Here is a 26,005-nt window from a genome sequence, read left to right on the forward strand (position 1 = left end):
AAAAAGGGGAGGCCTCAGGCCGCCACCTCGCTGGCTGCCGGCGCGCAGGCGCCGGTTTCGTCGATACAGCACTCATCGGCGAGATAGCCGAGCAACCCATTCATGCTGGCATAATTGGCCCGGCAGATCAGTGTCGTCGCCTGCCGTTCCTGGCTGACGAGGTTGACCTCGACCAGCTTCCTGATGTGATGCGACAGCGTCGACGCCGCGATATCGAGCTTCAGCTGGAGCTTACCCACCGGCAAACCGCTGCCGCCGGCCCTGACCAGGGTGCGGTAGATGTTGAGCCGGGTCGGGTTGCCCAGGGCTTCGAGCTGCGCTGCTGCTGTTTCGATGTTCATGGAAATAGCATAGGCCGCCGGATGGGCGTGTCAAGGCTATTTCGATGATTGTGGAAACAGGCAGTCGGCAGTCGGCAGTCGGCAGTCGAAGCAGATCGCTCTTCTACTGCCGACTGCCGACTGCCGACCACCTGCCGTCATAAAACCTTCACTTGCCCGCCAGCCAACATATCGGTAAATCCCGATATATGGAAAACACCGATGCCATCGACGTCTTCACCGCCCTCGCCCAGGCGACCCGGCTCGACGCCTTCCGCCTGATCATGGCGCATGAGCCGCACGGCCTGCCGGCCGGCGAAGTGGCGCGCCGGCTCGAGGTGCCGCAGAACACCATGTCGAGCCACCTCGCGGTGCTCACCCGCGCCGGCCTCGTCACCGCCGAGCGGCACAGCCGCTCGATCATCTACCGCGCCGAGCTCGATCGGGTGCGCGAGGTGGCCAGTTTCCTCGTTTCCGATTGCTGCGGCGGCCGCCCTGAGCTCTGCCAGCCACTCGTCGCCGAATTCACCCCCTGCTGCACTCCGGGAGCCACCAGCAATGCCTGCTGACCGCATCTACAATGTCCTGTTCCTCTGCACCGGCAACTCGGCCCGCTCGATCCTGGGCGAAGCCCTGCTCAACCACGTGGCCGGCGACCGCTTCCATGCCTATTCGGCCGGCAGCACGCCCAAGGGCCAGGTCCACCCGATGAGCCTCGCGGTGCTGAAGGAAGCCGGCATCTCCACCGAGGGCCTCCGTTCCAAGGCCTGGGACGAGTTCGCCGTGCCGGACGCCCCGAAGATGGATTTCGTCTTCACCGTCTGCGACAACGCGGCGGGCGAAGCCTGCCCGATCTGGCCGGGCCAGCCGATGACGGCGCATTGGGGCATCGAAGACCCCGCCGCCGTCGATGGTCCGGAATTTGCCCGCCGCGCCGCCTTCGAGGATGCGCTGCGCTTCATGCGCAACCGCATCGCCGCCTTCGTCAACCTGCCGCTCCAAAGCATCGACAACATGGCGCTGGGCAGCAAGCTGCGCGGCATCGGCGCCATGGACGGCAGCACCACCAAGGCCTCGGGCGCCGCATGACCGACACTCTCCGGCCGCTCGCGGCCGAGGCGCTGGGCACCGCGCTCTTGGTCGCGACGGTGGTCGGCTCGGGCATCATGGCCGACCGGCTGACCGACGATGTGGCGCTGGCCCTGCTCGGCAATACGCTCCCCACCGGCGCCATGCTGGTGGTGCTGATCATGCTGCTCGGCCCGATCTCCGGCGCGCATCTCAACCCGGTGGTGTCGCTGGTCGCGGCGCTCGGCGGCCGGCTGCCATGGGCAAGGCTCGCGCCTTACGTGCTGGCCCAGCTGGCCGGCGGCGTCGCCGGCACGATCCTCGCCAACCTGATGTTCGACCTCGCCCCCATCGCCCTCTCCACCACCCCCCGCTCGGGGGTGGGCCAGTGGCTCTCCGAGATCGTCGCCAGCTTCGGGCTGCTGCTGGTGATCCTCCTCGGCCAGCGCCGCCCCACCGACATCCCCTGGGCCGTCGGCCTCTACATCACCGCCGCCTACTGGTTCACCGCCTCAACCTCCTTCGCCAACCCGGCAGTGACCCTGGCCCGAGCGCTGAGCGATACGTTCGCCGGCATCCGCCCGAGCGACGTCCTGCCGTTCGTCGCGGCGCAGCTGGTCGGCGGGTTGCTGGCGTATGGATTGGTGCGGTGGTTGTGGGTGCGGGTCGAGGCGGGTTCTGATAGTCACTGAGGTTCGGTTGAGCGCCGCTACCTCCCCAAACTCGGTGTCATCCCAGCGAAAGCTGGGGGACCCAACTCGCCGCAGCGCAAGCAAGTAGATGGGTCCCAGCTTTCGCTGGGATGACAGCCGGTGGGTGGGCCAGCTCTGTGCCTACCACGGTCGACTGCGGGCACCAGTGGTCATGCTCCACTGGAATGCGGCCCCCCTACAACCCCAGCGCCCCCAGCATCTCCCGGTCCGGCACTGCCGGCCCTGTCGGCTCGATCACGCTCATCCCATAGGGGTTGGCATATTCCCAGATCGCCCAGGGAATCCCATTCGCCTCCGCGGTCTGGCGCAGCGTCGTGAGGTAGCGCAGCCGGTCGGAATTGAAGGCGCCCATGCGGCCGTCCGGGGTCATCAGGATCACTCCGAACTCGCCCATGAACAGCCGCTCGGGCGGGATGGCGTTGGCCTTGGCCCAGTCGACCGCCTCGCCGACCCGCGCCTTGAGCCGCGCTTCGTCCCAATTCTCGGCGAAATACTCATCGATCGCCCCGCCCACCGCCGAAAGGTTGCGCGCCTGCTCCGCCTCGCTGAGCCCCGCCGCCATCATATGCGCCTTCAGCATTTCGACCGTCAGCTCGGCCGAGCCCGAGCTCGCCGGCCAGGGCAGGCCTGAGGCGAAATCGCTTTCACGATCAGCGCGCTGGTGGGTGAAGCTGTGCGGCTCGTACATGTGGAAGCTGTAGAGGATATTGGGGTCGTCGAACCCGGGGCGGATATCGGTCAGCCCGGTAATGCTGCCTCCGCAGCCGCCGGTGGCGACAATGGTGAGCTCGGTGCTGACGGCGCGCACCGCCGCGACCGTCGCCGTCATGATCTGCTGCCAATCCTCGCTGCCCGAGGCGTCGCAGGGGTAATGCGCCGGCTCGTTATAGGGCTCGATCGCCACCCGGTCGTTTCCGAACGGCGCTAGGATGCGCGCGACATCGGCGACCATGGCGATATAGCCGGCAATGGCGTCGGAGCCGGCGGGCCCATTGACCACGTCCATGCTGTATTGCGGCACCTGCGACACCGAGTGGAGGTTGAGCACCACCCTGAGGTCGGCGCCCAGGAGCTTCGTCACCGCATCGGCCAGCACCGCCAGCGCTTCCTGGCGCCGCTCGCCCTCAGTCGCCAGCAGCGGCCCCGGATCGACCGTCAGCCGCACATAATCGAAGCCCAACGCCCGGATATCGGTAAAGGGATCGGAGGCCGGCCAGTCGCTGGCCGAGCGCCCGCCCGCCAGCCAGTCGGCCACCGACTGGTAGGGTGGCCAGCGATAGCTGCCATCTGCGGCGAGCGGCGACCAGTTGAGCCACTGGTGGATGTTGACCCCGCGGTGCAACGGCAGCGGCGCGGCGACGGCACTGCCGGCCACTAGCGCCAGCAGCAGCACCATCATCCGCCAGATCGTGGTCATCGCATCTCTCCGCATCGCGCCCGCGCCGATGTTAACCGCACGATGCGATGCCGAGGTTTCACCCGCGCCGAAATCGCCCTCTATGGTGTATCAGACGTCAAACGCTGGGGGCGCCGATGAAGCTCGGCTGGTACATCAACCGACTGCGCAGCATGGAGCCGGCCGAGGTGCTGCACCGCCTCGGCGAGGCGGCAAAGCAGCGCATTTCGAAGGGCCGGCATGAAGGCTGGGCCCGCTACCCCGCGCCCCAGACCCTCACCACCCTCACCACCCTCACCACCCTCCCCACCCTGCCCGGCCTGCGCGACCGCCTCGCGGGCGCCGACGAAGCCACCCGCACCGCCATCGCCGCCGCTGCCGCCAACACACTGGCCGGCCGCTTCAGCGCGCTCGGCCGTGACTGGCCGGCGCGCAACCCGGCTGAGTTGTTCCCCCAAACCCTCTGGCGCTTCGACCCGGTCACCTCCGGCGCCTGGCCCGGCCCCGAGGCCTATGCGCTGGAGATCGATTTCCGCCACGATGGCAGCCGTGGCGACATCAAGTATGTCTGGGAGCTCAACCGGCTGCAGTGGCTCGTGCCGCTCGCCGCCGAGGTGCTGCTCACCGATAATGCCGGGGCGCTTGCTGCCATCGAGGCCGCCATTGCCAGCTGGCACGCCGCCAACCCGCCCTTCCGCGGCGTCGCCTGGGCCTCGGGCATCGAGGTGGCGCTGCGCGCCATCAGCCTCATCGTCGTCGCGAGCCTCGCCGGGGACAGCCTGAGCCCTGGCGCCAGGCGGATGATCGGCGAAATCCTCGCCGCCAGCCGCTTCTGGCTGCCGCGCTTCCCCTCAAAATTCTCGTCGGCCAATAACCACCTGGTGGCGGAGCTGGCGGGCGAATACCTCATCGGCCTCGCCTATGGCACCGAACCGCCGGCGACCCGCGCGGCGCTCATCGCCGAGATCGATCGGCAGATTCTCGCCGATGGCAGCGGCGCCGAGCAGACCCCGACCTATGCTGCCTTCACCGTCGAGCTGGCCCTGCTCTGCGCCTTCGCGGCGCGGGCGGCCGGCGTTCCGTTTCCCGAGAGTTTCGACAACCGGATCAGCGCCTTCGCCAGCTTTATTGATTCACTTGGCGAGCCACCTCCTGCATTGGGCGATGATGACGAGGGCCGGGTGCTGACGCTGGGGGGCGACGAGCCCGGCTATATCGGGTTCATCGCCAGCGCCATTGCTGGCTTCCTCGGCATCCCCGGCATGACCCCAGCGCCGGGCGACCTCCGCAGCGCCATCTTCGGCCAGCCATCGGCGGTTTCCACCCCGCCCGATGGCCTCACCACCTTCTCCGATGGCGGCCTCACGGTCTGGCGCGGATCCCTCGCCGGGCACGCGGCCACGCTCAGCTTCGACCATGGGCCGCTCGGTTACCTCTCGATCGCCGCGCATGGCCATGCCGACGCGCTCTCGGTCACCCTCGCGCTCGACGGCCAGCCGGTGCTGGTCGACCCCGGTACGTATCTCTATGGCTCGGGCGGCGCCTGGCGCGATTGGTTCCGCGGCACGCCCGCGCACAACACGCTGACCCTTTACGGCCACAACCAGAGCCGCATCTCCGGCGCCTTCAACTGGTCCGACAAGGCAAGTGCGCTCTGGCTCGGCCCGCTGCACGCCAGCCATGACGGCTATGTGAAGGCCTTCGGCGTCACCCACGAGCGTCGCATCGCGCCCGGCCCCGATGGCTTCGCCATCACCGACAAACTCAACGGCGGCACCGAGGAAGCCGAACTGGTGTTCCAGCTGGCAGGCGATCTCGACACCCGGATCGACGGCGACACGGTACTGGTACAGCGCGCCGGCGCCCCCGTGCTGACGCTCCGCTTCCCCTCCCCCGCCATCGCCGTGGCCCGCGGCGGCGATACCCCCGGCCCCGGCGGCTGGGTCGCCCCGCGCTTCGGCGAAAAACTCCCCGCCGACCGCATCGTCTGGCGCGGCAATATCGGACCGGATGGGGTGGTGACCAGGATCAGCGTCGCCAAGTGAGTGGTGCGCAGCCACTAGCGAGCAGGCAGGGAATCCATTCGCTACCGGCTATTCGCTGCTCCCTATCCGCTTCCTAGCGGCAACGCTTGACACCCACCCCCGCCAAACCTAAGAAGGCGCCGCGCATAGCGCCCCGCCGGTGGTCTCTGACCGCCCGCACCTCGGGGCGGAGTAGCTCAGTTGGTTAGAGCAGCGGAATCATAATCCGTGTGTCGGGGGTTCAAATCCCTCCTCCGCTACCATTTTATCTCATTGATATTGCTCGTTTTTATCGCCATCGACTTCGATGTTTCGCGCCATGTTGCGCTATGTCGCTACCCACGATTTCCCAGCTTTTGCGCGCTTTTCCCGGCGGTCCCGGCGACTCCATGCGACATGAACGCGACATAGAGTCCTCGGTAAGCCACGGTCTTCCTTGATTTCCACTTTGTCGGCTGAGCGCATCCGCTCCCGTCTCTTTGGCCCGGGTTGCATCCCGTGGGACTGCAGTGCCCCCTCATGAAACCTTGACCGTCCATAGAAATGGGGCGTAGGCGATAGTCATTGGAGCCCGATCCCATACCGTCCATTGTGAGACGGAGCTTGACGGTCGGTTCAATGCCCAGCGGATAAGCTCCGCGTGACTTTGCGCCATGGCCGGGTAACCGGCCTGCCAACCAGACGGCATAGTCTGGTGTATCGCCCCGGTGTGCGTGCTCGGCGAACGGTGTGAAGCTCCTTAACGGGACCCCTAACCTCAAACCGAGGAGGGTCCCCACATGGACACCCCTACGTCTGAATCCTCGCCCATCATTTGGGGCGCCCGCGCCATCGCCGCAGCCATCGGGAAGACACCCCGGGCGACTTTCCACCTACTGGAACGCGGCGAGCTTCCCGCTCGCAAAGTCGGACATCAGTGGGTGGCCGACCGTGATGCGCTGCTCGGCTTCCTCCGATGCGCGCCCATCGCCACGGCCGCGTGAGGGAGGGAGCCATGCGCGACTTCCTCAACATCGAAGCGGTGAGGGCGAAGACCTCGCTCTCTCGTTCGGAAATCTACCGCCGCATCAAGGCTGGGGAGTTCCCCCGGGCCATGGTCCTCGGGCCGCGTCAGAAGGCTTGGGACTCAATCGAAATCGAACACTGGCAGGAGCACGTGCTCGCCACCACTCCCCGAGAGGAGAACTGAAATGTCCAGATTGCATTACATCGACTTCGCCCACCGCGACGACCTCGACCTTGCGGAGAAGATTGTCCGCGAGGGGTGGTCAGAGCTGCGGCGCCGGATGCCTGGCGCGCGTGAATACATGCTGGCCCGGCAGGGTCGCTTTGAAGGGTCCAACGCCCGAAGGAAGGCCGCGAACCAGCGTGCCGCCGACGCGCGCCGTAACCGGGAGAAGGTAGCCTACGAAGCTCAAGTCAACGGCCGCCAACTCTCCGAGATGGAGATGCGTGCCCTCGATGACGAGGATGCGCTGGCGCTGCAGTCGGAGAGGGCAGCGGACCGTGAGGGGAGTCTGGATAGTTCCGCCTTGGCCGGCGCGCGGCATGTCTTTTACGGTTCTGTGCAGACACTGGTGAAACTCCACGTGAGCGGCCGGCGCTACCGTGAAAAGAAGGTCAAGATTGCCCGCGATCCGGTCGAGCGTCTCCGCGTCATCCTTGCCGCCGATGCCGAGAAGCGCCGCGAGATCGAGCGAGTCCGCAACGCCGAGACTCCTATCCCGACGCTCAAGCAACAGTTGGTTCGCCAGCTTGACGAGGCTTTGTCCCGCGATGCTTTCAACTTCTACGTGCACGAAGGGGAGTTGGTCCGCAAACCTCCCGTAGTGTCCCTCCCTGCAGTGCACGCCGAGCCGGCGCGCGTGGTGACGACCGTCGACTATTTACCACTTCTAGTCGCGATCCTCGGGGACGAAATCCGGGAACATTACCTCGCTCGCATCGACGCGGCCTTTGCCGGTGATGCCGCTTTGCGCATCGACGCCGAGGAGAAGAAGACCCGGCTCACGAAGCTTCGCGCCGAACTCCTCGAACTCCACTACGAGGAAGCCGCGCTCCGCGTGGTGCTCGCCGGGGATTCCCCGGAAATTGAGTTCAGGCCCGAAATGAGCCCCCTCGCAGTCCTCGGCATTGAAGTCATCTGAATCGGCGGTCCCTCCCCGCCGTGGCGGCGCCGCTTCTGCGGTGCCCCCGACCGTCCCGGCGCGCGCTTGCTCTTGTCAATGGAGCGGCCGCGCCGGGTCTCCCTCAACCCGCTCCAAGGAGCCGCGAAATGTAAGGAGGCCACCATGGCCAACTACCTCAAAATCAATCCACAGGGCGCCGTCCCGTCCATCGCCTTCTACGGCACATTCGGCGAAGGGGACCTCACTCCGGAAGCGTTCTCTCGCCAGTGGAAGGCCCTCAACAATCCCCGCCGGGTCGACCTGTTCATCTCCTCGCCCGGTGGTTCCGTCTTCGCTGCTAACGCCATTGCGGACATCATCACCCGTAGCGGAGCCGAGGTGACTGTGTATGTCGACGGCCTTGCCGCCTCCATGGCCTCATATATCGCGATGCTCGGACGCCGCATTGTCATGGGAGCCGGCGCACAATTCATGATTCACAATCCCGCCGCGAGTGTTGGCGGCGGCTCGGCAGACCTGACGCGCGGCGCCTCGCTGCTTGAGGCCATCCGTAAGCGAATGGTCACTGTGTATGCACGGCGTTCCGGCCAATCCGAGGAAGTGATCGCGCGCATGATGGACGCCGAGACTTGGATGGACGCCGAGACCGCCGTGCGTCTGGGTTTTGCTGATGAGATTGGCGCGGACCTGAAGATGGCCGCCTCCGCGTTCGACCTGACCGGACGCGGGTTTCGGAACGTCCCCGCGCTCACCACCCCCAAGTCCATCGCCGAACTCTCCGCGAGCTATTGGGGCGAGCGTGGCAACGCCATGCCCGCGCCTTCGGATGGTGAGGAAGACGTTTCGGACCTTATCCCTCCCCCGCTCACCAACGCCGAGGCGTTCGCAGCCTTCCACGGCCGTTTCGCGGGGCGAAAGAAATGAGGGCTAATTGGGCCTTTCCCAAAAGTGACCGGCGGGTCTCCCACAGACCAAACGGCCGCGCCAACGGGCCGACCTATAAGCACTGCTCCATCGGAGGATGGCCCTTCGATGACGAGCGCGGAAGTTCGAGCCAGGGCCGTTGACTTCGCCCGGTGGCGTGCGCGCCACCACCGCATTCACCCACGGAGGCATTGACCAATGCCCGCATAGTTACCTCGGAGGCCAAAATGGACCGATATCACTACACCCCCGACATGATCCCGAAGCGCCCGCTCACCCGGCTGGAGGCGCACCACTTCGCCGCAGCCGCTCCCAACCGCTGGCCCTATACCCGCGAGAAACACAGGCTCCTCTCTGAGTTCGCTCGGACAAATGAGATGCAAACCACCACCCGAGGGTTCGACCTTTCGACCCTCGCGGCACCTCCGGGACCTCGTCCTCGTAGTTCCAAGGCAGGCGTCCCCCCGGTTAGTGGTTTCGACCATGTCCAATATTTCCGCCGCTATCGCCTGCCAGTCGCCATTCTGACCGAGCCTTATGAGCCGGAGGAACACCTCGAAGATATCCGCGAACATGCCGAGACGCTCGGGCTCCTCGTTCACACGCCCCCAAACCTCTATGCGTCGTTTCACTTCCCGGGCTGGACCGGGTGCATCCTCATCACGCGCCCGGACTTCGGCCGGGTGCTCTGGCTGGACGACCAGTTGGATTTCGAGACCCAAGGTCTCGTCACCTAAGGGGCAGTGCTCGCCCAAACTCTTAGGGGTCCATGCCTCTGAGGTGGTATTTTCTGCCTTGGAACAGCCTCACCCGGCATGGTGTGGCCAATTAAATACCCATCCGGTCGGTGCCGCGCCCGGTGACTAGGCGGGTGGCGCTCGGCGGTAGATTGGCCTCTGGCCGCCGAGCGCACCCGTTAGAAAGCAGAGGCCCGCCATGAGTACACCCAAGTCGAAGATTGAAGAGCACGTGCTCCTGCAGGGCCGGCACAAGACTACCGGGCTGCTCAACGTGCGTATCTTCGCCACACATATTGACTGGACGCTGGATCAAGCTGAGTTGGCGATGCTGGACCAGAACGCCGAGATTTTTCAGCAGAACGGGCGCCTAGTTCACCTCATCCATCACAACGTGGTTTCGGTTGGCGCGACTTCACACGCGACGCGAGCGCAAGGGGCATTGGTTCTAACTGAGGTGCAGCCCCATTACCTCGTGGAGGTCATGAGTTCTTGCGGCGCTTGGTACAAGGTGGACATGCGCCTCAACTCCCTACGGACGGACGAAAAGACGGGCAAGCCCAAGAAAGGTGCTGATGCCGTAGCCGCTCCTAGTCTCGAAATTGCCCGCCACTATCTCGCCCGAGGCCAATGGGGACTCCGCGTCCTGCGGGGGGCAATCGAAGCTCCTACACTACGCCGCAACGGCTCCATTTTGGCCAACCCCGGCTATGACGACGAGTCCCAACTTTACCTCGACACCGGCGGACTGGAGTTCCCACCCATTCCCGATGGTCCGTCTCAAGAAGATGCCATCGTCGCCCTCCAGACGCTCACGGATGTGGTGAAGGACTTTCCCTTTGAACCGGACGCTTCGGGCGATACTGGCGGACCAAGCGCCGCGCGCTCTGTGGCGCTCTCAGCCATGCTCACCGGGCTGGTGCGCCGCTCGATTTCGACGGCGCCGGCACATGCGATTGACGCGCCTGTCATGGGTACCGGCAAGACGAAAATCTCCGAAGTTGCTTCCGTTATCGCGACGGGGCGCAAGCCCACCGCCATCTCCTACGGCTCGAGTCAGGAGGAGTTCCAAAAGAGACTATTCTCGACCCTCTATAAGGGCGATGCGGTCGTCATCATCGACAATGTGGAGCAGGAGGTGGAGTCCGATGAGTTCTGCACCATCCTTACCTCGGAGCAGTGGCAGAGCCGCGTCTTGGGGCTATCTAAAATGGCGGTGGTGCCCACCAATGTCCTATGGCTGTTGAACGGCAACCGGATGACCTTCAAGGGCGACATTACCGATCGTGTCATCCTCTGTAATCTGGACGCGCGTGTGGAAGACCCGAAGTCCCGCACCTTCGACCGCGACCCCGTCGCCTATGCGATTGAACACCGCGCCGAGCTTGCGGTTGCCGGTCTCACTGTCCTCCGCGCCCATGCGGCGGCTGGCTTCCCCGGCGCCGAGGGCCTCTCCCCCTCGCGGTTCCCCGATTGGGACCGCATGGTACGTGGGGCCCTGGTATGGGCGGGTGAGCCGGACCCGCATGAGACGCGCCACCGGCTTGTGTCGGTTGACCCGGTGCGCGAGACACATCGTTCGCTAATGCGCGTGTGGCGCGAGGGTATCGGCCTCCGCTACCCGGTCACAGCTCAGCAGTTGATTGACCGCACGGTAGCGGACCCCTCGCAGTTCGCGTGGCCGGCTATGCCGGCTTGGCCGGAGGATGTTTCGGACGAACTTGGCCGCGCCATCTATGCCGCCGTGTCCGGGCGGGTGGGCGTCAACTCCCGTAACCTCGGCAAGTACCTGATGAAGGTAGAGGGGCGCATCAGCGGCGGGCTCGTCATCCGCGCCAAGGTGGACACCAAGTCGGCTAGTACCTTCTGGCTGGACGTTGCTTGACCGCTGGCAAAGGTAGGTCAGTCTACACGGCTGACCGCGAATGGTCGGGAGCACACCCGTTCACCGGGCCGCCGACCGTCTTGACGAAACCCTCGCGCCCTCTATCAGTACTCATCGGGCAAAAGGGGGGCTTTTGTGAAACAGTACAATCTGCAGGAAGGGGCACGGATATGACCACGTGCCCACACTGCGCTATGTCTATTCCTTCGAGCGCGCGAGTTTGCGCTTATTGCGGCGCCGAGAAAACTGGCGATGGTCAACTGCTCACTGGGCTAGTCGGCGCGGCCATGATAATCGTTGGCACCGCGCTTCAATATCGAGGGTGGCCCTTCTATCAGATCGAGATAGTGAACTGGATTTCGATTGGCCTCATACTTCTCGGCGGCCTGTTTGCCTACCTAGGCACGCGGTCCACATGGTCTCGATGACCGATGGGAAGGGGTTTGACGGGGTTTAAGGGGGTTGTTTCAGCCCACTGTAATAAGAATACCTTCGCTACTTTCTATTCTGGTCGGGTCAAAGTGCCCCCCCTAAACCCCGTCAAACCCCTTCCCTCTTAGATCGCGTCCATAGCGATGGCGATGGGTGAAGCTACATCGCTGTGGCCTTGGCTTCTCGGAAATGGTTCGTCGGAGTCGCCGAGCTTCCCGTCTTGGATTCCTATTGGTCCTTGGGCGGTCGCACGGCTGCGCTTGGGATGGGAGGTGGCGCCAGCCTGGTATCGTCGGGTCCTTCCCGGGCTTCGCGTGCGATGAGGGGCGGCTTCAGCTCGGGTCCGGAGCAGCTGTGGGCTTTTCGGAAGCGCTACGTCCGAGGTGGATGGACGGAAACCCACACTTTACTAGGTGCTTAAGCGATTTTTAACCGACCTGCCCCGGGGGTAGAGAAATCGAGAACACCACGAATCGCGGGAGTCTCGGCTCGGCTATGTTCGTTCGCTTCCGGCGCCCTAGTCACTTATGAGACGGCAAATGTCGTCCAGTGAACCAGCTTCCACGATCTTCTCCGGGTAGAACGGTGGCCTCTGTGCCTTCGTCGGAGTACCGATCACGATCTCATTCTTGATGTTCATGAAATCGAGCGCCTTGGTCTCGGAGAAGACTAGTCGAAACTCCTTCTGCCATCGATACGACTCAGGCTTTGAGTTGGCGATGCGCCCGGGAAGTGCCCACCTCGCTTGGAGTGGTATGTCCTCTCGGTAGTATTCGACATGGTGACCGATCCTTGGGCGGCCGGAGGTCACCGGGAACACGGCGTCGGGTAGGGCGGCCTCCAAGCGACGGCAAAAGGCGGCCACGTCGTGTACCTCTACGCACGCTGTCGCTCCAAAGCGCCTCCGCATCTCGTCGGTGAGTGCGGTGCTCATGCAGTGAACCAGAATCTCATCCTGCTTGACTGAGGCTGCGAAGGACGATCCGGCCAAGGTGAACTTGGTCCTTTGAGTATGGTTGGTTATCTCCAGGCCGCCATGCGGTTTGAACGTTGCGCGTCCCTCGCTCTGGTCGGCACGGACCTCATCGTCCTCGTAGTCGCGATAGTACGACAGTGACCGGAAGAGCAGGCTCCCTTTGATGAAAGCCTCCGCGTAACGCAACTCGGTGAAATAGCGATACAGTCTCTTTCCGCTAGGCACGTTTGCTCGTCAACCTGCGACAGGCTGCATAGCCGCGTCGTATCGAATTGCGGCGCTGCGCTCTTCTGCGTGATAGTAGGTAGCCATTTGGGCCCCAGTAGCTGGAAGTCCATGGAGGTCGATGCCCTCTGCCTCCTGCTCCACCACGTGACTATGGTAGAACGCCACCGCCCTTTCGGCCTGCTCAAGCTGCGGAATGTCCATCTCGGCGTCGGAATCGAGGTGCGCTATGAACTTATCTCGATACCGCCTCATCGCAGTTTCGTAACCTGCAAATTCATCTTTAGTCATGCCGATGGCCGTGAGCAGCGAACCCTCAAACGCGGCGGCGTCCGTCACGACATGTGACCAATGATGTTTGTCGTTGCGGTCGGCCATGAGCTTGCACCACTCCAAGACTGCAACGTCCAGGCTGTTGTTGCTCACCGTCATCCAGAACTCATGGTCGCTCTGATTAAGCCGCGCACGAAACGGTACCATCGCGCGTTGGTAGGCGAGGTTTCGAGCGAAACTGGCGCACAAAATCACTACCCGCCGGACACGATCCTGCCTGGAAATGCCATTCTGAACAATTGTCACGTCTCACCCCTAGTGCTTGAATTCGATGGCCCGTGCGTCGTTGCTTGCTAAGATCGGCGCACCGCGTGCAACACCCCTATTCAAGGTACACACGAGGAACGGACCGCTATCGTTCTGAGTCTTGAAGATCGCCACTACTGTTTCTCCCGTGAGGGGCTCGGGCTCGCCAACCGTAGCCACCAAATCCCGAGAGTTATGGCGATAGTAGATGGCGTAATAGCGGACGTCGCGAACCGGTCCAGATTGCTCTACTACGAAAGACTTCACCTTTCCGTAGATGTCCTCCGCTTGTTCGGGTGACTCGGCGGCAGGCAGGAAGAATTTCATCAAATTTCTCCGACTTTTCGATCCAATTTACTTAGTGGCGGCGCCACGGACCTGCAAGCCACCTCGCCACGGCGTGGCCCCGCGCCCAGCCCCCTACGATCCCTAGCAGCTGTTCCTCTTTTGTTCTCAGTGCTATCCTTCGGCGGAATCGTCCGCTGGAGACCACCATGCTCACGTCGCCCCACACCCCTCGCGAGTTCTCGAACGCCGGCATTGCAGTCCGCGTCCTCTGCAGATGCGGTCACGAGAAACGCATGGACCCGATGGACTTCGAGTTCACCCATGGCGAGCATTTCGACCTCGCTCGGGGATGGGCGGAGCTATCCGCGCAATTGCGGTGCGAGGCCTGCGGAGACCGGCCGGTAATTGCGTTTGGCGAGCCCGAGCGCTCGTCCCCTTCCATCGTGGAGGGCCACGCGGCCTTCGTCGCGGAGCACCCCCCGGCGCCGCGTTGGCGGGCGGCGGTAAGCGGCTGAGGTGGCAAGCGCCAACCTCGGTGCTGAGAGGCTTGCCGCGTTTGACCCAACGCCGCCACCAGACTGCCGAGGTCGATTGCATATGGCTCGCGGCAGGGTTTTGCGGACTTCAACCCTTGATGGCTGCGATGGCAGGTGAGCAAAGCTTTCCAGCCGGCGTGGTAGGCCGATCCCAAGTACTCCACCACCGCTGGAGCACGTTTCGTCGCGAACCTCGCCTCACAGTCCTTGCCCGGAAATTTGAGGCCAATGGGCAGTTGGCCGCGCATGGCGACGAAGCGCGGCACCTCGGCCATTGGCGGGTTGCCGTAGAGCTTGCGAAGGGTTTGGACCGAGTAGTCTCCGTGTCGTCCGCAACTCGCGCACGAAACCTGCAAGCGCGGGAACCGATAGTCCGCCAGATGGGTGGCCAAGAAAGGGTCTGCGGGATTCATGATCCCAAAGCGCTACAGACCGGTACGCAGCGAGGGCAAGGGGTGCGGGCGGGGATGTGATCCGTTTCGCAGTTCGCCCCCAATCTGGATGCGTCCTATCAGACTAACGGAGGTGTCCGAAATATACCGAAAAAGAACCAAGCGTAGAACACCAAAACGATAGCAACTGTCGCCACAATCCTGATGCCCCTCCAGAAGCGAACGTCCTTGTTGATCATATCTTTGATCTCTTGAACGATCTCCCCCGTCTCGGGATCGGCCACCGCCAGCTTGGCGCTCTTCTCGGTATCCACGTACCTAAAGCGAAACGCCGTCTTCAGCACTGTAGCGGTTGTTTGTGCAGTGGCTATTATAAACACCACAGCCACCAAGACCTGACCCCAGACTCCTGGCCAATTTGAATGATTCCACAAATCTAGCGCGACAACAAGTGTGATGTATAAGTAGATAGCAAATCCTAACAGCAAGGTCACCATTATTGAAACACCACGAACCCCCTCTACAATCAACTTGGCGGGAAGCGCCAGGTATCTTTCACCCGAAATATACACATCCATATTTGTGTACGGAGACTCATCCTCCACTAGATATTTCAGAAGTGGGCCAGCCTTCTCACCGTACCTCTGACGATATAGCCTCTCGCGTAGCTTTCTAAGCTTCTTAAGCCCGCTCTCTAGCATTCCGAAATACAATCCCGCCAACGACACTGATACGAAGATGAGCTCCTTAAGCTTCTCAATCCCCTTCAAGGTTATTCCGAGAAACTGTATCTCCAACGACACTCCGACTATGGAACAAAACAGAAGAAGATACGGCACCGCAGTATAAAGCGTCACCTTCATCTGGACGGCTTCCCATCTTCCTATCTTCTTATCGATGCGCTCAATCGCATCACTGACCTTTATCTTCCGAAAGTCCGCCCCTGCTATCACGCCGTCGAGCATCTCGTCCTCAAGTGCGACGTCTCTCAACACAACCGTAGCATACTTGTTTCTGTATCGACGCCAGACCGTTGAGGTCGTACCAAACACTTCCCGTCTCCGATCTCTTAAAACTGAAGGCCAGTAGGGCGAAATGGAATGCGCGACGCTTTGACCCGCCAAGCTAGCTCCGGCCGACCCATTAGTTCGAGCATACGCGTTACGGATTGACGAAGCAGAGGCGCTTGAAGGCTCGGACCGAGTAGTATTGTCTTCACCAGGGTCTCAAGCGAAACAGATTGAGACGTTACACCGGGAATCGGCTTTATCTTAAGCTTGAGTTTTGGTTCCGCGCCTCGCGCCGTCACAAAGTAGCCGCGATAGGCATGGAGCAGCGCACCGTGGTCGCGTTCAGGTAGGTACGCGATGCGCCATTCTCGTTCCTCGCTGAACCCGACGTGTTTCGAGAAGAGGGAGGCAAGTCGAAGGCGACCGAACAATGCCTCCGTTGCGTAGAGGATCTCCTCCCCAACAAGCTTTCCCACCAGAACCTGCTCTGCGAACAACGCAGCTTGCCCCTTGAACCAATCGTGCCGCTCTTGGGTGGATCGATAGTCCACTTTGCCGATCAGGATTGGGCTATCCGGCTCCTCTGCCATAGGCGTCCCGTCGAATACGATGGCTACACCTTTTCCGCCGTCCCCGTATCCCCTCCACATCGACAGGAGTCCGTCTTCGTCTGATCGGTCTTGTTCTGAGAGGCAAAGAATGTAGGTGTCAAATACGTGATTGACCTCGAAGTTCTTCACGCAGTTGTCGAGGCATGCGCGAAAGTCGGCAACAGTGTCATCGCCCCCCAACGCCGTCGCTATTTCATCGCTGAAGTAGTATGCATCCGTCCCTTCTTGGATGCCGAACCGCACTTCCTCAATGTCGTTCATAAATAGCGGGTTCGAGAACCAGACCTCGTCATTTTTGACGATGGCCTCGAACGTAGAGATTGATGTGTAGTGGGCGAGTAAGGGTAGGTTATCGAAGTACTCGTGCCCCTCGGCCATAAGCTCGGCATAGAGCGCATCGTTGACCAGCGCCCACACGTCTGCACGAGAGCGCTGCTCGACCATGCCCAATTCCCTTTCCTAACCAGATTAAGAAATTGTAGCGCGAGTCGGAACCGATCACATCATTAACGATGGCCGCCCTCGCCCCACATAACTACTTGGCGACAAGCGGAATCTGCGCGACATAAACGCGACATGATCCTTTTTGGAGTGCGCGATATGTCGGTTCGGAAGCGGGAGTGGACCAACGCCAAGGGCGAGGCCAAAGAGGCGTGGGTGGTGGACTACGTTGACGGCTCGGGCACCCGACGCCTCAAAACATTTAAGCGGAAGAAGGATGCGGACAACTTCGCCGCTTCGGCTCACGTGGAGGTCCGTGAGGGCGTGCATGTCGCCGATAGCGCATCGGTGACGGTGCGGGAGGCGGGAAAGCTATGGCTGGCCGGTGCCCGTGCGGCCGGGCTTGAGCGCACCACCGTTGCCCAATACGAACAACACCTTAAGTTCCACATTCTGGACCACCTGGGGGACAAGAAGCTCACCGCCCTCAACGCTCCGGCAGTATCGGCCTTCCGCGATACCCTCCGAGATGAGGTCCTCGTCCCGAAGGGCCGCCGCAAGGCCAAGCGCTCCCCAGCGATGATCCGGAAGGTGATGAGTAGTCTCGGCTCTCTCCTTGCCGACGCTCAGGAGCGCGGACTTGTCGGACGAAACGCGGTTCGCGACATGCGCGGCGCCCGGAAGCAGGGAAAGGACCGCCGCCTTGAGAAGCGCCAGAAGGGCAAGCTCGTGGTGGGCGTGGATATCCCCCTGCCCCACGAGGTGAAGGCAATGGTTGGTAAGCTGGACGGCACGTGGCGGCCCCTCCTCCTCATCGCCATATTCACCGGCCTCCGCGCCTCGGAGCTTCGCGGCCTCAAGTGGGAGGACGTGGACTTTGAGAAGCGGGTCATCCACGTCCGCCAGCGCGCGGACCGGTTCAACGATATCGGTCGGCCGAAGTCCGCCACCTCGGAGCGCGGCGTCCCGATGCCCCCCCTGGTGCTCAACACCCTCAGAGAGTGGAAGCTCGCTTGCCCGAAGAAGGCCACGGGGAAGGCGGACGCCCATGGCAATCCGGTGAAGGTGCTGGATCTCGTTTTCCCGAACGGCAACGGCAATGTCGAATCCCACGCGAACATCATCAACCGTGGTCTCCACCCGGTGCAGGTTGCGGCCGGCGTAACCGTGGACAGCGGCCAAGTGGAAGAGGACGGCACGCCTGTCATGGTGGCGAAATACACCGGCCTCCACTCCCTCCGGCACTTTTATGCCTCATGGTGCATAAATCGCCGTGAAGACGGAGGCCTTGGTCTGCCTCCGAAGAGTGTGCAAGACCGTCTTGGGCACTCGTCAATCGTGATGACTATGGATACTTATGGACACTTGTTCCCGAATGGGAATGATGACACTGGGTTGGCCGAAGCCGAAATGGCACTGTTAGGCTAAACTGCAGATCCGCCATGGAGTAGGTCGCCAACGTATGTTGTTGCTCAAAGAATACGAGCGCTTTCTTCTGCATTGCACCCTTACGCTCAGGGCCAACAGAATGAAGGGAGTTGCCCTGGAACTTACGACCACCGGGCCGCAAGCCGATGCTCTCACCGTTATTGAGCGAGCTTTCAAGGCTGGCCGAGCGCGACACGAGTTCGGCAAGGATGATGTTCTCAGGATTACGGCAGTAGATCGCACCACCGACCCCACCATGGTCGTTATACTGATGCGGAGAGGCGACCCTGACGCTGCGGCGCAGGTCTTCGAGCATCGAAAAACTGGCGAACTACGCCGAGCAGATAAGACCGAAGACGACATGGTTGCCGTCTCCTGTCATCTGTTCGTGCAGTTGCGGCGGCTAACCGGCGGAGAGCCGGCTTACGCGGCGATGCTGGAAGAGGTTCCGGGAATCGCGCGTAGCCACGTCCAGACACTCCTCACAACGATCCTCGAACGCCACAACTACAGCTACGTAAACGACAGAGGCCACGAGAAAGAAACCTTCACTCGCGCGCTTCTAGATGGTGTGAAGGGTGAGAAGCTCGGAAGCGATGGCACGGTAAAGTTCGATACCGTCGAGTTGGTTCGACCCGCCGAGGACACCGGCCTCGATATGCCTACCTTCGTACCCAAGGAACAGCGCCTACGTTTCAAGGTCCAGCCAGACGCGCCCGACATGGTGGACAAATTGAAGGCGCTGAAGTCATGGGCGCTCGGTGAAGGCTGGCAAGATATCCGGATTCGAGTTAGAATGCCGGAGGGTAAGTCACGGGTGGTCTCTTTCCGTGAAGCCGACGCTGCTGACGTGCTTTTTGTTCGGGCAGCCCAAGTGCCTCTGAAAAAGGCGATGGACCCCTGTAGTGACCTAGTCAACCCGGAGCTTCTTGGCTTCGCGGCCACATATTTGAAGGAGCAAAGCTAGATGCATCAGCTATTCTATCCGCTCCGCTATTTCAGACTGGTCAACAAGCAAAAGCGTTTTATTGATCTAATACCAACCATCATTATAGCCATTCTCATTTGGGCGCCATTCGCCTTTTTGGATGCCAACTTCTTCGGCGGCGGCGGATTTCTTGATAAAGTACTGCCATTCACCGGAGCCCTCACCGGTTTTTACATAGCCGCGCTAGTGGCGGCCGCGACCTTCAATTCGCCTGACCTCGACAAGGTCATTCGCTCCGGGCCGATAGCCCTGATCACGAAGGACGACGATGGAAAGCAGGTCCAGTCAGCGCTAAGCCGCCGCGAGTTCACATGCATTATGTTTGGCTTTCTGGCCTTCTCGTCTATGGCGATTACCCTGACGGGTGCCATGGCCGTAGTGTTAGCGCAGCCCATAGTGACTGCCTTTGCCGGTAGTTCAGCCACTTTGATTTTCTGGCTCGGTGCTGGAGCGAAGCTCGCGGTTTGCCTGTGGGTGGCGCACTTGTTCGTCGTGACCGCTCTTGGTCTCTACTACTTGATGGACCGACTCTATCGTCAGGATGGCCACATCATTTCTCGCAAGGACGACGACAAGAAGGCTGCGTAAGCGCGACATAGACGCGACATGGCTTCGGAAGCCTGCGTCTCACGGGCACATGAGACGGCATCATAATCCGTGTGTCGGGGGTTCAAATCCCTCCTCCGCTACCAGATCCCCTAAAATCGCCGGGCACCGGCCGAAGCCGCGCGACAGACGCACGGCCGTGCAATCCCTCCCCCGCGAAGCGGGAAAGGGAAACCCGACTGATGGTGCGGTGAGCCTCGATCAGCCTCCGACCTCACCCGCGTTCGGCTCTGCGGCTCGGAAATACCATCGCAGAAGATATGCGCTGTAAGCATTGGCGGCTGAGACGACGAGCATCTCGCCTCCCTCTTCGATCAGGCCAAGGATCCGGTCGGGGCGAAAGGCAAGGTCGTCGGGAAGAAGGCTGTGTAGGAAATCCACGCCGACCGCCAACGAACCCAGGATCCAGATCAGGGCCACCAGGAGCGCGGGAGACAGTCGCACGCTTCCATAAGGTCTGGGCCGCGGAGAAGGAGAACCTGCCGCTGGCGCGCAAGGTGGTTGATGCCGTCGACGCGCATTTAGGCCGCGTGCCCATCGCCAGAACCTGAGCCAGCTCCTCCGATGCACGCCCCCTACGCCACCACCTGCCGCCCCCGGATGATCGCCGAGGCCGCCGCCGGGTCCGGCGGCAGCACCGCGCCCTTCAGGGCGATCGAGTAGGGCTGGGTCGGGTGTTCCAGCACCGTGCGCGCGTCGCCGCTTTCGATCACCTTGCCCTTCTGCATGATGATCACCCGGTCCGAGATGTAGTAGGCGGTCGCCAAATCGTGGGTGATGTAGATGATCGAGACCTTCAGCTCGTCGCGCAGGTCGCGGAACAGGTTGACGATCGACATGCGGAGCGACGCATCGACCATCGAGACGGGCTCGTCGGCGACGATCAGCTTGGGGTTGGGGATCAGCGCGCGGGCCACCGCGATGCGCTGCAGCTGGCCGCCGGAGAGCTCGTGCGAATAGCGGCCACGCACCTCGGCCAGCGATAGCCCGACCCGCTGCAGGGCCGCGTCGGCAGCGGCTTCGCGGGCGCCGCGGTTGCTGGTGCCGAGGAAGCGATGGGCGGTGGCGAACAGGTATTCGTCGAGCCGCGTCAGCGGGTTGAACGCCTCGAACGGGTTCTGGAACACCGGCTGCACCTTGGCCATGAAGGCTTCGCGCGCCGCCCGGCCGCGGATTGCCGCAACGTCTGTGCCGTCAAAACTGAGTTGCCCCGAACTCGGCACTTCATTGCCCAGCATCATCTTGGCGAGCGTCGATTTGCCCGAGCCGGATTCGCCGACAATGGCGAAGATCTCGGGCTTGTCGGCGCTGAGCGCAAAGTTGACATCGTCCACCGCCTTCATCGAGCGGCGCGAGAAGAACCCGCCGACCGGGAAGAGCTTGGTGACATGGTCGAGCCGCAACAGGTCGGTCATGCTGCCACCACCTCGCCGGCGCGGAAGCAGGCGACGCGGCCGCCGGTGGCGCTGGGCTGCATCAGCGGGACCTCCCTGGAACAACGCTCGATAGCGAGCGGACAGCGCGGGTGGAAGCGGCAGCCGCTCGGTGGATCGGAGAGCGCGGGGGGCTTGCCCGGCAGGCTTTTGCGCACCCGCACATCGCCGATGCGCGGCAGGCTGCCGATCAGGTGCGCGGTATAGGGATGCTGCGGATTGTCGAACAGCGCCTGGGTTGCCCCCTCCTCCGCCAGACGCCCAGCATACATGATGGCCAGCCGGTCGGTGATCGCCGCGTGGACGCTCATGTCATGGGTGACGAAGATGATAGAGGCCTGCATGCGGGCCTGCACGTCCTTGATCAGGCCCAGCACATCCTGCTGCACCAGCACGTCGAGCGCCGTGGTGGGTTCGTCCGCGATGATGAACTCGGGCTCGCACACTGTCGCCAGCGCAATGGTGATGCGCTGCCGCATGCCGCCCGAAAGCTGGTGCGGGAAGGCTTCGAGCACATCGGGGTCGAGCCCCAGCCGCTCGAGATGCTGGCGCACCTTGCTCCAGAACGCCGCGCCACCCAGCCCCATATGGCGATAGGCGAAATCGTGGAACGAGTGCTTCACCCGGCGCACCGGGTTCAACACGTTCATCGAGCCCTGCATGATGTAGCTGAGGTGGCGCCAGCGCGCCGGCTTCAGCTGCTCGGGCTCGCCATAGACATCGATGCTCTGGCCGCCGAAATCGAACTTCACCGAGCCTTCGATCACCCGCATCGGCGGGCGGATGGCGCCGGCCAGCGTCTTGATCAGCGAACTCTTGCCGCTCGAGGATTCCCCGGCAATGCCGTAGACCTCGTTGCGCTGCACGGTGAGGCTGATGTCGTCGACCGCCCGCACCTCGCGCCGCACCCCGAAGTGTTCGTTGATGTAGTAGGCCTTAAGCCCTTCGACAGTCAGCACATTCTTGGGCGCCACGGCGGTCTTTTTGGCCTTGCTGAGAACTTCGTGCATGTCAGGCTCCCATCCGGGCGAGCCGGCTGCGCGGATCGATATATTCGTTGACCGACATGGCCAGCATGAACAGGCCAAGGAACAGGATGACGACGAAAACCATCGGCACCGCGATCCACCACCAGATGCCGGCAACCATCGCCGAGTGGGCATTGGCCCAGTAGATCATCCCGCCGATGGTCGGCCGGTTGATGTCGGAAAAGCCGAGGATCGACAGCGTCACCTCGAGGCCGATGGCCCAGATCAGGTTGTTCATGGTGGTGTAAAAGACGATCGGCATGACGTAGGGCAGATGCTCGCGGAACAGGATCTTCCCGGTCCGCATGCCCGAGAACACCGCTTGGCGGGTGAACTCGCGATTGCGCAGCGACAGCGCCACCGAGCGGATCAGCCGGCTGTCATGCTGCCAGCCGAGCAGCGCCGCGGTGACCGCGAGGATCGGCCAGCTCATCTGGTCGCGCAGCACGAACACCAGGAGCAAGAGGATCGGGATGTTGGGCAGCGCGTTCAGCGTGTCGTTGATCGCCATGATCACCTGGTCGACGCGGCCGCCGAGATAGCCCGAGACGAGGCCGACAGTGATGGCGATGACGCGGCTGACCAGGGCCACGACAATGCCGAACATCAGCGTGTTCCGCATCGAGGCCGCCAGCTGCCAGAACAGGTCCTGGCCGCGCGAATTGGTACCCAGCCAGTACTCGGCCGAAGGCGGCATGTCGGGGATGACGACATAGGTCATCATCTCGTCATAGGGCGCAAAGAACGAGGCGACGACGAGCGCCAGGATCACTGCGAGGAAGATCGAGCCGACCAGGAACTCGCGATTGTAGCGCAAGAGGTCAATGAGAATCTTCATGGCGCTACCCCAGTTTCACGCGCGGATCGATGAGCGGATAGAGCACATCGATGATGAACACGGCGGTGGCCACGGCGATGATCGCGATGGTGGTGACGCCGAGCACCAGGCTGTAGTCGCCGGCATAGATGCCCGCGACGAGGAGCTTGCCCATCCCCGGATAGTTGAAGACGAACTCGACGATGACGGCGCCGCCGAACACATGGCCCAAAGTCAGCGCCAGGCCCGTGACCTGCGGCAACATGGCGTTGCGCGCCACGTATTGTGAAAACATCGTCCGGCCGGGGACACCCGCCAGTTCGGCGTAGACCACGTGATCCTCGGTGACGATGTTGGAGACCAGCGAGCGCATCGAGATGAACCAGCCGCCCAGCCCGACACAGACCAGCGTCAATGCCGGCAGCGTGCCGTGAACGATCACCGAGGAGACGTACTCCCAGGTGAAGCCCGGCTCGAGATTCAGTTGCGCCCCGCCGCTGATCGGCAGGACGGGCCAGAGGTAGCCGAAAACGATGATCAGGGTCAGGCCGACGATATAGGTGGGGATCGGCTGCATCGACATCACGAACACGCCCAGGACCTTGAGCGGGCGGTTGTCGCGGAAATAGCCCGCGAGCGCGCCGAAAAGATTTCCCAGGGTCCAGGAGAACAGCGTCGCGAGGGTCAGCAGCCCGACCGTCCACGGCATGGCGCGGCCGATCACGGTGCTCACCGGGGTCGGGAAGGCAGAGAGCGACGGGCCGAAATCGCCTGTCAGGACGCGGCCCCAGAAGGTGAAGTACTGATCGAGCAGCGAACCACCCGTGCCGTAGAGCTCGCGCAGGGACTCGCGCAGCAACTCGACCGAACGCGGATCGGTATTGCCGAAACTGGTAAGCAGCGACACCGTCTGCTCGATCGGATCGACCGGGGAGAAGTGCGCGATAAGGAATGACAGTGTCACGCCCGTGAACACCACGAACAGGAACTGGCCAAAGCGCTTCATGAGATAGATGAGAAAGCCGTGCATCCCGCCTCTCGGATCAGTTGGATCGGAGCGGACCAGCCGGAGTTACCGGCTGGTCCAGGTGCGTTGTGGGTTTACTGCGCCGCAGGCGTGGCGGCCTTCAGGCTCACCACCATGTAGCGGATGTTCGACCAGTTCGGGCCGGATGCCGAGTACGGGTTGTCGATGCTCGGGTAGTTGGTCCAGTAGGTCGTGTCGAACGGCGCGAACTTGTTGTAGGCCATCAGCGGGATCATCGGCATTTCCTCGACGGCGAGCTTGAGGAAATCCTGACCCAGCTGCTTCACCTCGGGTGCGTCGAAGGCGACCGTGCGGTTGCGCTCGATGATCTCGTCGAGGCGTGGATCCTCCCAGCGCTGCAGGTTGCGCGGCGGTTGGATCTCGCCCACCGGCTTGATGAACTCCGAGTGATAGCTATCGAGGAAGAAGCTGAGGTCGGGGTGGCCGCCCCAGGTCTCGATCGACCAGGCAATGACCGTCTCGAAGTCGCCGGTGCCGAGCCGCTGACCGTGTGTCGGTCCGGCAACGTCGACTTTGGCGTCGATGCCGGCCTGGGTCCACTGCTGGGCGATCGCCGTGCCGGCGCGGGCCAGCGTCGGGATGGCGTCGCCTTCGACCTGCACCCGGATGGTGAAGGGCGTGCCGTCAGGCTTCATCCAGCGGTTGCCCTGCTTGGTGAAGCCGGCCTTCTGCAACAGCTCGGTCGCCGCCTGCACGTCCTGCTTCCACCAGCCGAAGCCGAATGTGCGCTTGAGCTGCTCCGGATCGGTCGGGATCTGGTCACCCCATTGCGGGCGCACCATCTTGGCGAGCTGCTCGGCGATGGTCGGATCGTATGGCTTGATCTTGCGGGTGCCGGTATCCAGCTCGAAATTGGTGAGCCAATCCTGCATCGGCACGAAATAGTCCTCGGGCGCCGACCCGGTCGGCGGGGTGGCGAGAGCCGAGAGGTTCGCCGCACCGCGATAGGAGCCGAGCGCCACGGCGCGGATATCGATCAGCAGCGCCAGGGCCCAACGGACATCCTTGTTGTCGAATGGCGCCTTCTTGGTGTTGAACAGCACCGAAGGCAGCGTCGGATCGGGATGCGCATAGGGGAAGCCGGCGAGCCAGGCGGCAGCGCTCGGGTTATCCTTCATGATCGAGAACATGCCTTCCGGCGTGATGTCGTTGATCACGTCGAGGTTGTGGTTGCGCTGTTCGATGACGCGGGCTTCCGGGTTGCCGGCGGCGCGGTACACCACGTACTTCACCTGCGGCTGGCCCCAATCCATGCCGATCGTGGTGCGCTGCCAATCGTCGCGCAGCTTCCAGATCGTCCAGTTGCCCGCCTTGTCGTAGCTGTGGAGCACGTAGGCGCTCAGCGATACCGGCGGGTTGAAGTTGTAGGCCAGCGGATCGGCGACCTTCTCGAAGATATGCTTGGGCATGATCCAGGCGGCGTTCCAGCGTACTGTGAACAGGGCATGGAAACGTGAATTCGGCGCCTTGAGCTTGAAGACCACCGTGTCGCGATCCGGCGCTTCTACCGAGGCGACATTGACGCCGAATGCTGCTGCCCAGTTCATGCCGGGGTGATCGATCAGCGTCTGGACGGTGTAGACCACGTCATCGGCAGTAAACTCGACGCCATCGCTCCAGTAGACGCCCTGGCGCAGCTTGACCGTCATCTCGGTGAAGTCGGCATTGTAGATGGGCGGCTCGGTGGCGAGCGCGTTCTGCCAGGGGTTGGGGCCGCCCTCGGGGTTGATGAACCAGAAGGTGTCAGCCGATAGCTGCTGCGTGCCGTTCGTGGTGGCGCCGCCGCCCGGCGCCCAGATGTTGAACCAGTCGGCGTTCTGCGCCGTCGGCCCCTGAATGATCAGCGCCTCGTTACGCGGAATGCCGGCGATAAAATCCTGCGCCAAGGCCGGCAGCGCCAATAATGACGCCAGCGCCGCGACGGCGATTGTCCTTAGAAACTTCATCTTGCTGTTCCTCCCGGCTCGCAGG

General features: G+C 62.5%; 26 protein-coding genes and 1 tRNA gene. 14 read left to right on the forward strand and 13 right to left on the reverse strand.

Annotated features, from left to right (window positions below):
* Positions 1-14: 14 nt before the first annotated feature.
* On the reverse strand, positions 15-341 hold the full coding sequence (locus ASC68_RS21870; protein WP_055884085.1) for a metalloregulator ArsR/SmtB family transcription factor: 327 nt from the start codon (positions 339-341) through the stop codon (positions 15-17).
* 188 nt (positions 342-529) lie between these two features.
* Here ASC68_RS21870 and ASC68_RS21875 point away from each other — a divergent pair, with 188 nt between their 5' ends.
* The 3 genes from ASC68_RS21875 to ASC68_RS21885 are packed head-to-tail and all read left to right on the forward strand — an operon-like array spanning position 530 to position 2,080.
* Positions 530-889: a metalloregulator ArsR/SmtB family transcription factor gene (locus tag ASC68_RS21875; RefSeq protein WP_055884088.1), complete on the forward strand. Its 360-nt coding sequence runs from the start codon at positions 530-532 to the stop codon at positions 887-889.
* The gene (locus tag ASC68_RS21880) at positions 879-1,409 is read left to right on the forward strand and encodes an arsenate reductase ArsC (RefSeq protein ID WP_055884090.1); all 531 of its coding nucleotides are present in this window, start codon (positions 879-881) and stop codon (positions 1,407-1,409) included. Before ASC68_RS21875 ends, ASC68_RS21880 begins: the two co-directional genes overlap by 11 nt.
* The gene (locus tag ASC68_RS21885; protein WP_055884093.1) at positions 1,406-2,080 is read left to right on the forward strand and encodes an MIP/aquaporin family protein; all 675 of its coding nucleotides are present in this window, start codon (positions 1,406-1,408) and stop codon (positions 2,078-2,080) included. Before ASC68_RS21880 ends, ASC68_RS21885 begins: the two co-directional genes overlap by 4 nt.
* A gap of 196 nt (positions 2,081-2,276) precedes the next feature.
* On the opposite strand, the gene ASC68_RS21890 is transcribed toward ASC68_RS21885, so the two are convergent.
* Positions 2,277-3,518 carry a cellulase family glycosylhydrolase gene (locus tag ASC68_RS21890; RefSeq protein ID WP_156384723.1) on the reverse strand — a complete coding sequence of 414 codons (1,242 nt, stop codon included), beginning with the start codon at positions 3,516-3,518 and terminating at the stop codon, positions 2,277-2,279.
* A 116-nt stretch (positions 3,519-3,634) separates the two neighbouring features.
* On the opposite strand from ASC68_RS21890, the gene ASC68_RS21895 reads away from it, so the two are divergent.
* From ASC68_RS21895 to ASC68_RS21930, 7 genes are all read left to right on the forward strand, one after another.
* Positions 3,635-5,542: a heparinase II/III-family protein gene (locus ASC68_RS21895; protein WP_055884097.1), complete on the forward strand. Its 1,908-nt coding sequence runs from the start codon at positions 3,635-3,637 to the stop codon at positions 5,540-5,542.
* 165 nt (positions 5,543-5,707) lie between these two features.
* A tRNA-Met gene (locus ASC68_RS21900) sits at positions 5,708-5,784 on the forward strand.
* Positions 5,785-6,515: 731 nt separating this feature from the next.
* Positions 6,516-6,710 carry an AlpA family phage regulatory protein gene (locus ASC68_RS21910; protein WP_055884102.1) on the forward strand — a complete coding sequence of 65 codons (195 nt, stop codon included), beginning with the start codon at positions 6,516-6,518 and terminating at the stop codon, positions 6,708-6,710.
* A 1-nt stretch (position 6,711) separates the two neighbouring features.
* Complete coding sequence (locus ASC68_RS21915) at positions 6,712-7,668, forward strand: hypothetical protein (protein ID WP_055884105.1); 957 nt, start codon at positions 6,712-6,714, stop codon at positions 7,666-7,668.
* A 144-nt stretch (positions 7,669-7,812) separates the two neighbouring features.
* A complete protein-coding gene (locus ASC68_RS21920; RefSeq protein ID WP_055884107.1) occupies positions 7,813-8,574 on the forward strand; it encodes a head maturation protease, ClpP-related in 762 nt (253 codons plus the stop codon).
* A 227-nt stretch (positions 8,575-8,801) separates the two neighbouring features.
* Positions 8,802-9,311: a hypothetical protein gene (locus ASC68_RS21925; RefSeq protein WP_055884109.1), complete on the forward strand. Its 510-nt coding sequence runs from the start codon at positions 8,802-8,804 to the stop codon at positions 9,309-9,311.
* 199 nt (positions 9,312-9,510) lie between these two features.
* Positions 9,511-11,196 (forward strand): hypothetical protein, encoded by a 1,686-nt coding sequence (locus tag ASC68_RS21930; protein WP_055884112.1) that lies wholly within the window; start codon positions 9,511-9,513, stop codon positions 11,194-11,196.
* 949 nt (positions 11,197-12,145) lie between these two features.
* On the opposite strand, the gene ASC68_RS21935 is transcribed toward ASC68_RS21930, so the two are convergent.
* From ASC68_RS21935 to ASC68_RS21945, 3 genes are read right to left on the reverse strand one after another with little or no spacing between them, the layout of a single operon-like run.
* Positions 12,146-12,829, reverse strand: a complete 684-nt coding sequence (locus ASC68_RS21935; protein ID WP_055884115.1) for a hypothetical protein — start codon at positions 12,827-12,829, stop codon at positions 12,146-12,148.
* A gap of 9 nt (positions 12,830-12,838) precedes the next feature.
* Positions 12,839-13,408, reverse strand: coding sequence for a hypothetical protein (locus ASC68_RS21940; protein WP_156387413.1), 570 nt, complete (start codon positions 13,406-13,408; stop codon positions 12,839-12,841).
* A gap of 9 nt (positions 13,409-13,417) precedes the next feature.
* Complete coding sequence (locus ASC68_RS21945) at positions 13,418-13,735, reverse strand: hypothetical protein (protein ID WP_055884121.1); 318 nt, start codon at positions 13,733-13,735, stop codon at positions 13,418-13,420.
* Between the two features lie 167 nt (positions 13,736-13,902).
* Here ASC68_RS21945 and ASC68_RS21950 point away from each other — a divergent pair, with 167 nt between their 5' ends.
* The gene (locus ASC68_RS21950) at positions 13,903-14,211 is read left to right on the forward strand and encodes a hypothetical protein (RefSeq protein ID WP_055884125.1); all 309 of its coding nucleotides are present in this window, start codon (positions 13,903-13,905) and stop codon (positions 14,209-14,211) included.
* 532 nt (positions 14,212-14,743) lie between these two features.
* On the opposite strand, the gene ASC68_RS21955 is transcribed toward ASC68_RS21950, so the two are convergent.
* Both ASC68_RS21955 and ASC68_RS21960 read right to left on the reverse strand, forming a co-directional pair.
* Complete coding sequence (locus tag ASC68_RS21955; protein WP_156387414.1) at positions 14,744-15,676, reverse strand: hypothetical protein; 933 nt, start codon at positions 15,674-15,676, stop codon at positions 14,744-14,746.
* Positions 15,677-15,693: 17 nt separating this feature from the next.
* Positions 15,694-16,689 carry a DUF2971 domain-containing protein gene (locus tag ASC68_RS21960; protein ID WP_055884131.1) on the reverse strand — a complete coding sequence of 332 codons (996 nt, stop codon included), beginning with the start codon at positions 16,687-16,689 and terminating at the stop codon, positions 15,694-15,696.
* A gap of 156 nt (positions 16,690-16,845) precedes the next feature.
* On the opposite strand from ASC68_RS21960, the gene ASC68_RS21965 reads away from it, so the two are divergent.
* The 3 genes from ASC68_RS21965 to ASC68_RS21975 are packed head-to-tail and all read left to right on the forward strand — an operon-like array spanning position 16,846 to position 19,690.
* Positions 16,846-18,114 (forward strand): site-specific integrase, encoded by a 1,269-nt coding sequence (locus ASC68_RS21965; protein WP_055884441.1) that lies wholly within the window; start codon positions 16,846-16,848, stop codon positions 18,112-18,114.
* Between the two features lie 34 nt (positions 18,115-18,148).
* Positions 18,149-19,081: a hypothetical protein gene (locus ASC68_RS21970; RefSeq protein ID WP_055884134.1), complete on the forward strand. Its 933-nt coding sequence runs from the start codon at positions 18,149-18,151 to the stop codon at positions 19,079-19,081.
* Positions 19,082-19,690, forward strand: a complete 609-nt coding sequence (locus ASC68_RS21975; RefSeq protein WP_055884135.1) for a hypothetical protein — start codon at positions 19,082-19,084, stop codon at positions 19,688-19,690. It abuts the gene before it with no gap.
* 219 nt (positions 19,691-19,909) lie between these two features.
* On the opposite strand, the gene ASC68_RS21980 is transcribed toward ASC68_RS21975, so the two are convergent.
* The 6 genes from ASC68_RS21980 to ASC68_RS22005 form a co-directional block, all read right to left on the reverse strand.
* Positions 19,910-20,128: a hypothetical protein gene (locus ASC68_RS21980; protein ID WP_055884139.1), complete on the reverse strand. Its 219-nt coding sequence runs from the start codon at positions 20,126-20,128 to the stop codon at positions 19,910-19,912.
* Between the two features lie 155 nt (positions 20,129-20,283).
* Positions 20,284-21,123, reverse strand: a complete 840-nt coding sequence (locus ASC68_RS21985) for an ABC transporter ATP-binding protein (RefSeq protein ID WP_055884142.1) — start codon at positions 21,121-21,123, stop codon at positions 20,284-20,286.
* A complete protein-coding gene (locus ASC68_RS21990) occupies positions 21,120-22,151 on the reverse strand; it encodes an ABC transporter ATP-binding protein (protein ID WP_055884144.1) in 1,032 nt (343 codons plus the stop codon). Before ASC68_RS21990 ends, ASC68_RS21985 begins: the two co-directional genes overlap by 4 nt.
* A gap of 1 nt (position 22,152) precedes the next feature.
* Positions 22,153-23,007, reverse strand: coding sequence for an ABC transporter permease (locus ASC68_RS21995; RefSeq protein WP_055884147.1), 855 nt, complete (start codon positions 23,005-23,007; stop codon positions 22,153-22,155).
* A gap of 4 nt (positions 23,008-23,011) precedes the next feature.
* The gene (locus ASC68_RS22000; RefSeq protein ID WP_055884149.1) at positions 23,012-24,016 is read right to left on the reverse strand and encodes an ABC transporter permease; all 1,005 of its coding nucleotides are present in this window, start codon (positions 24,014-24,016) and stop codon (positions 23,012-23,014) included.
* A 71-nt stretch (positions 24,017-24,087) separates the two neighbouring features.
* On the reverse strand, positions 24,088-25,980 hold the full coding sequence (locus tag ASC68_RS22005; RefSeq protein WP_055884152.1) for an ABC transporter substrate-binding protein: 1,893 nt from the start codon (positions 25,978-25,980) through the stop codon (positions 24,088-24,090).
* Positions 25,981-26,005 lie beyond the last annotated feature (25 nt).

Source organism: Devosia sp. Root105, from assembly GCF_001424865.1.
Classification (GTDB): Bacteria; Pseudomonadota; Alphaproteobacteria; order Rhizobiales; family Devosiaceae; genus Devosia_A.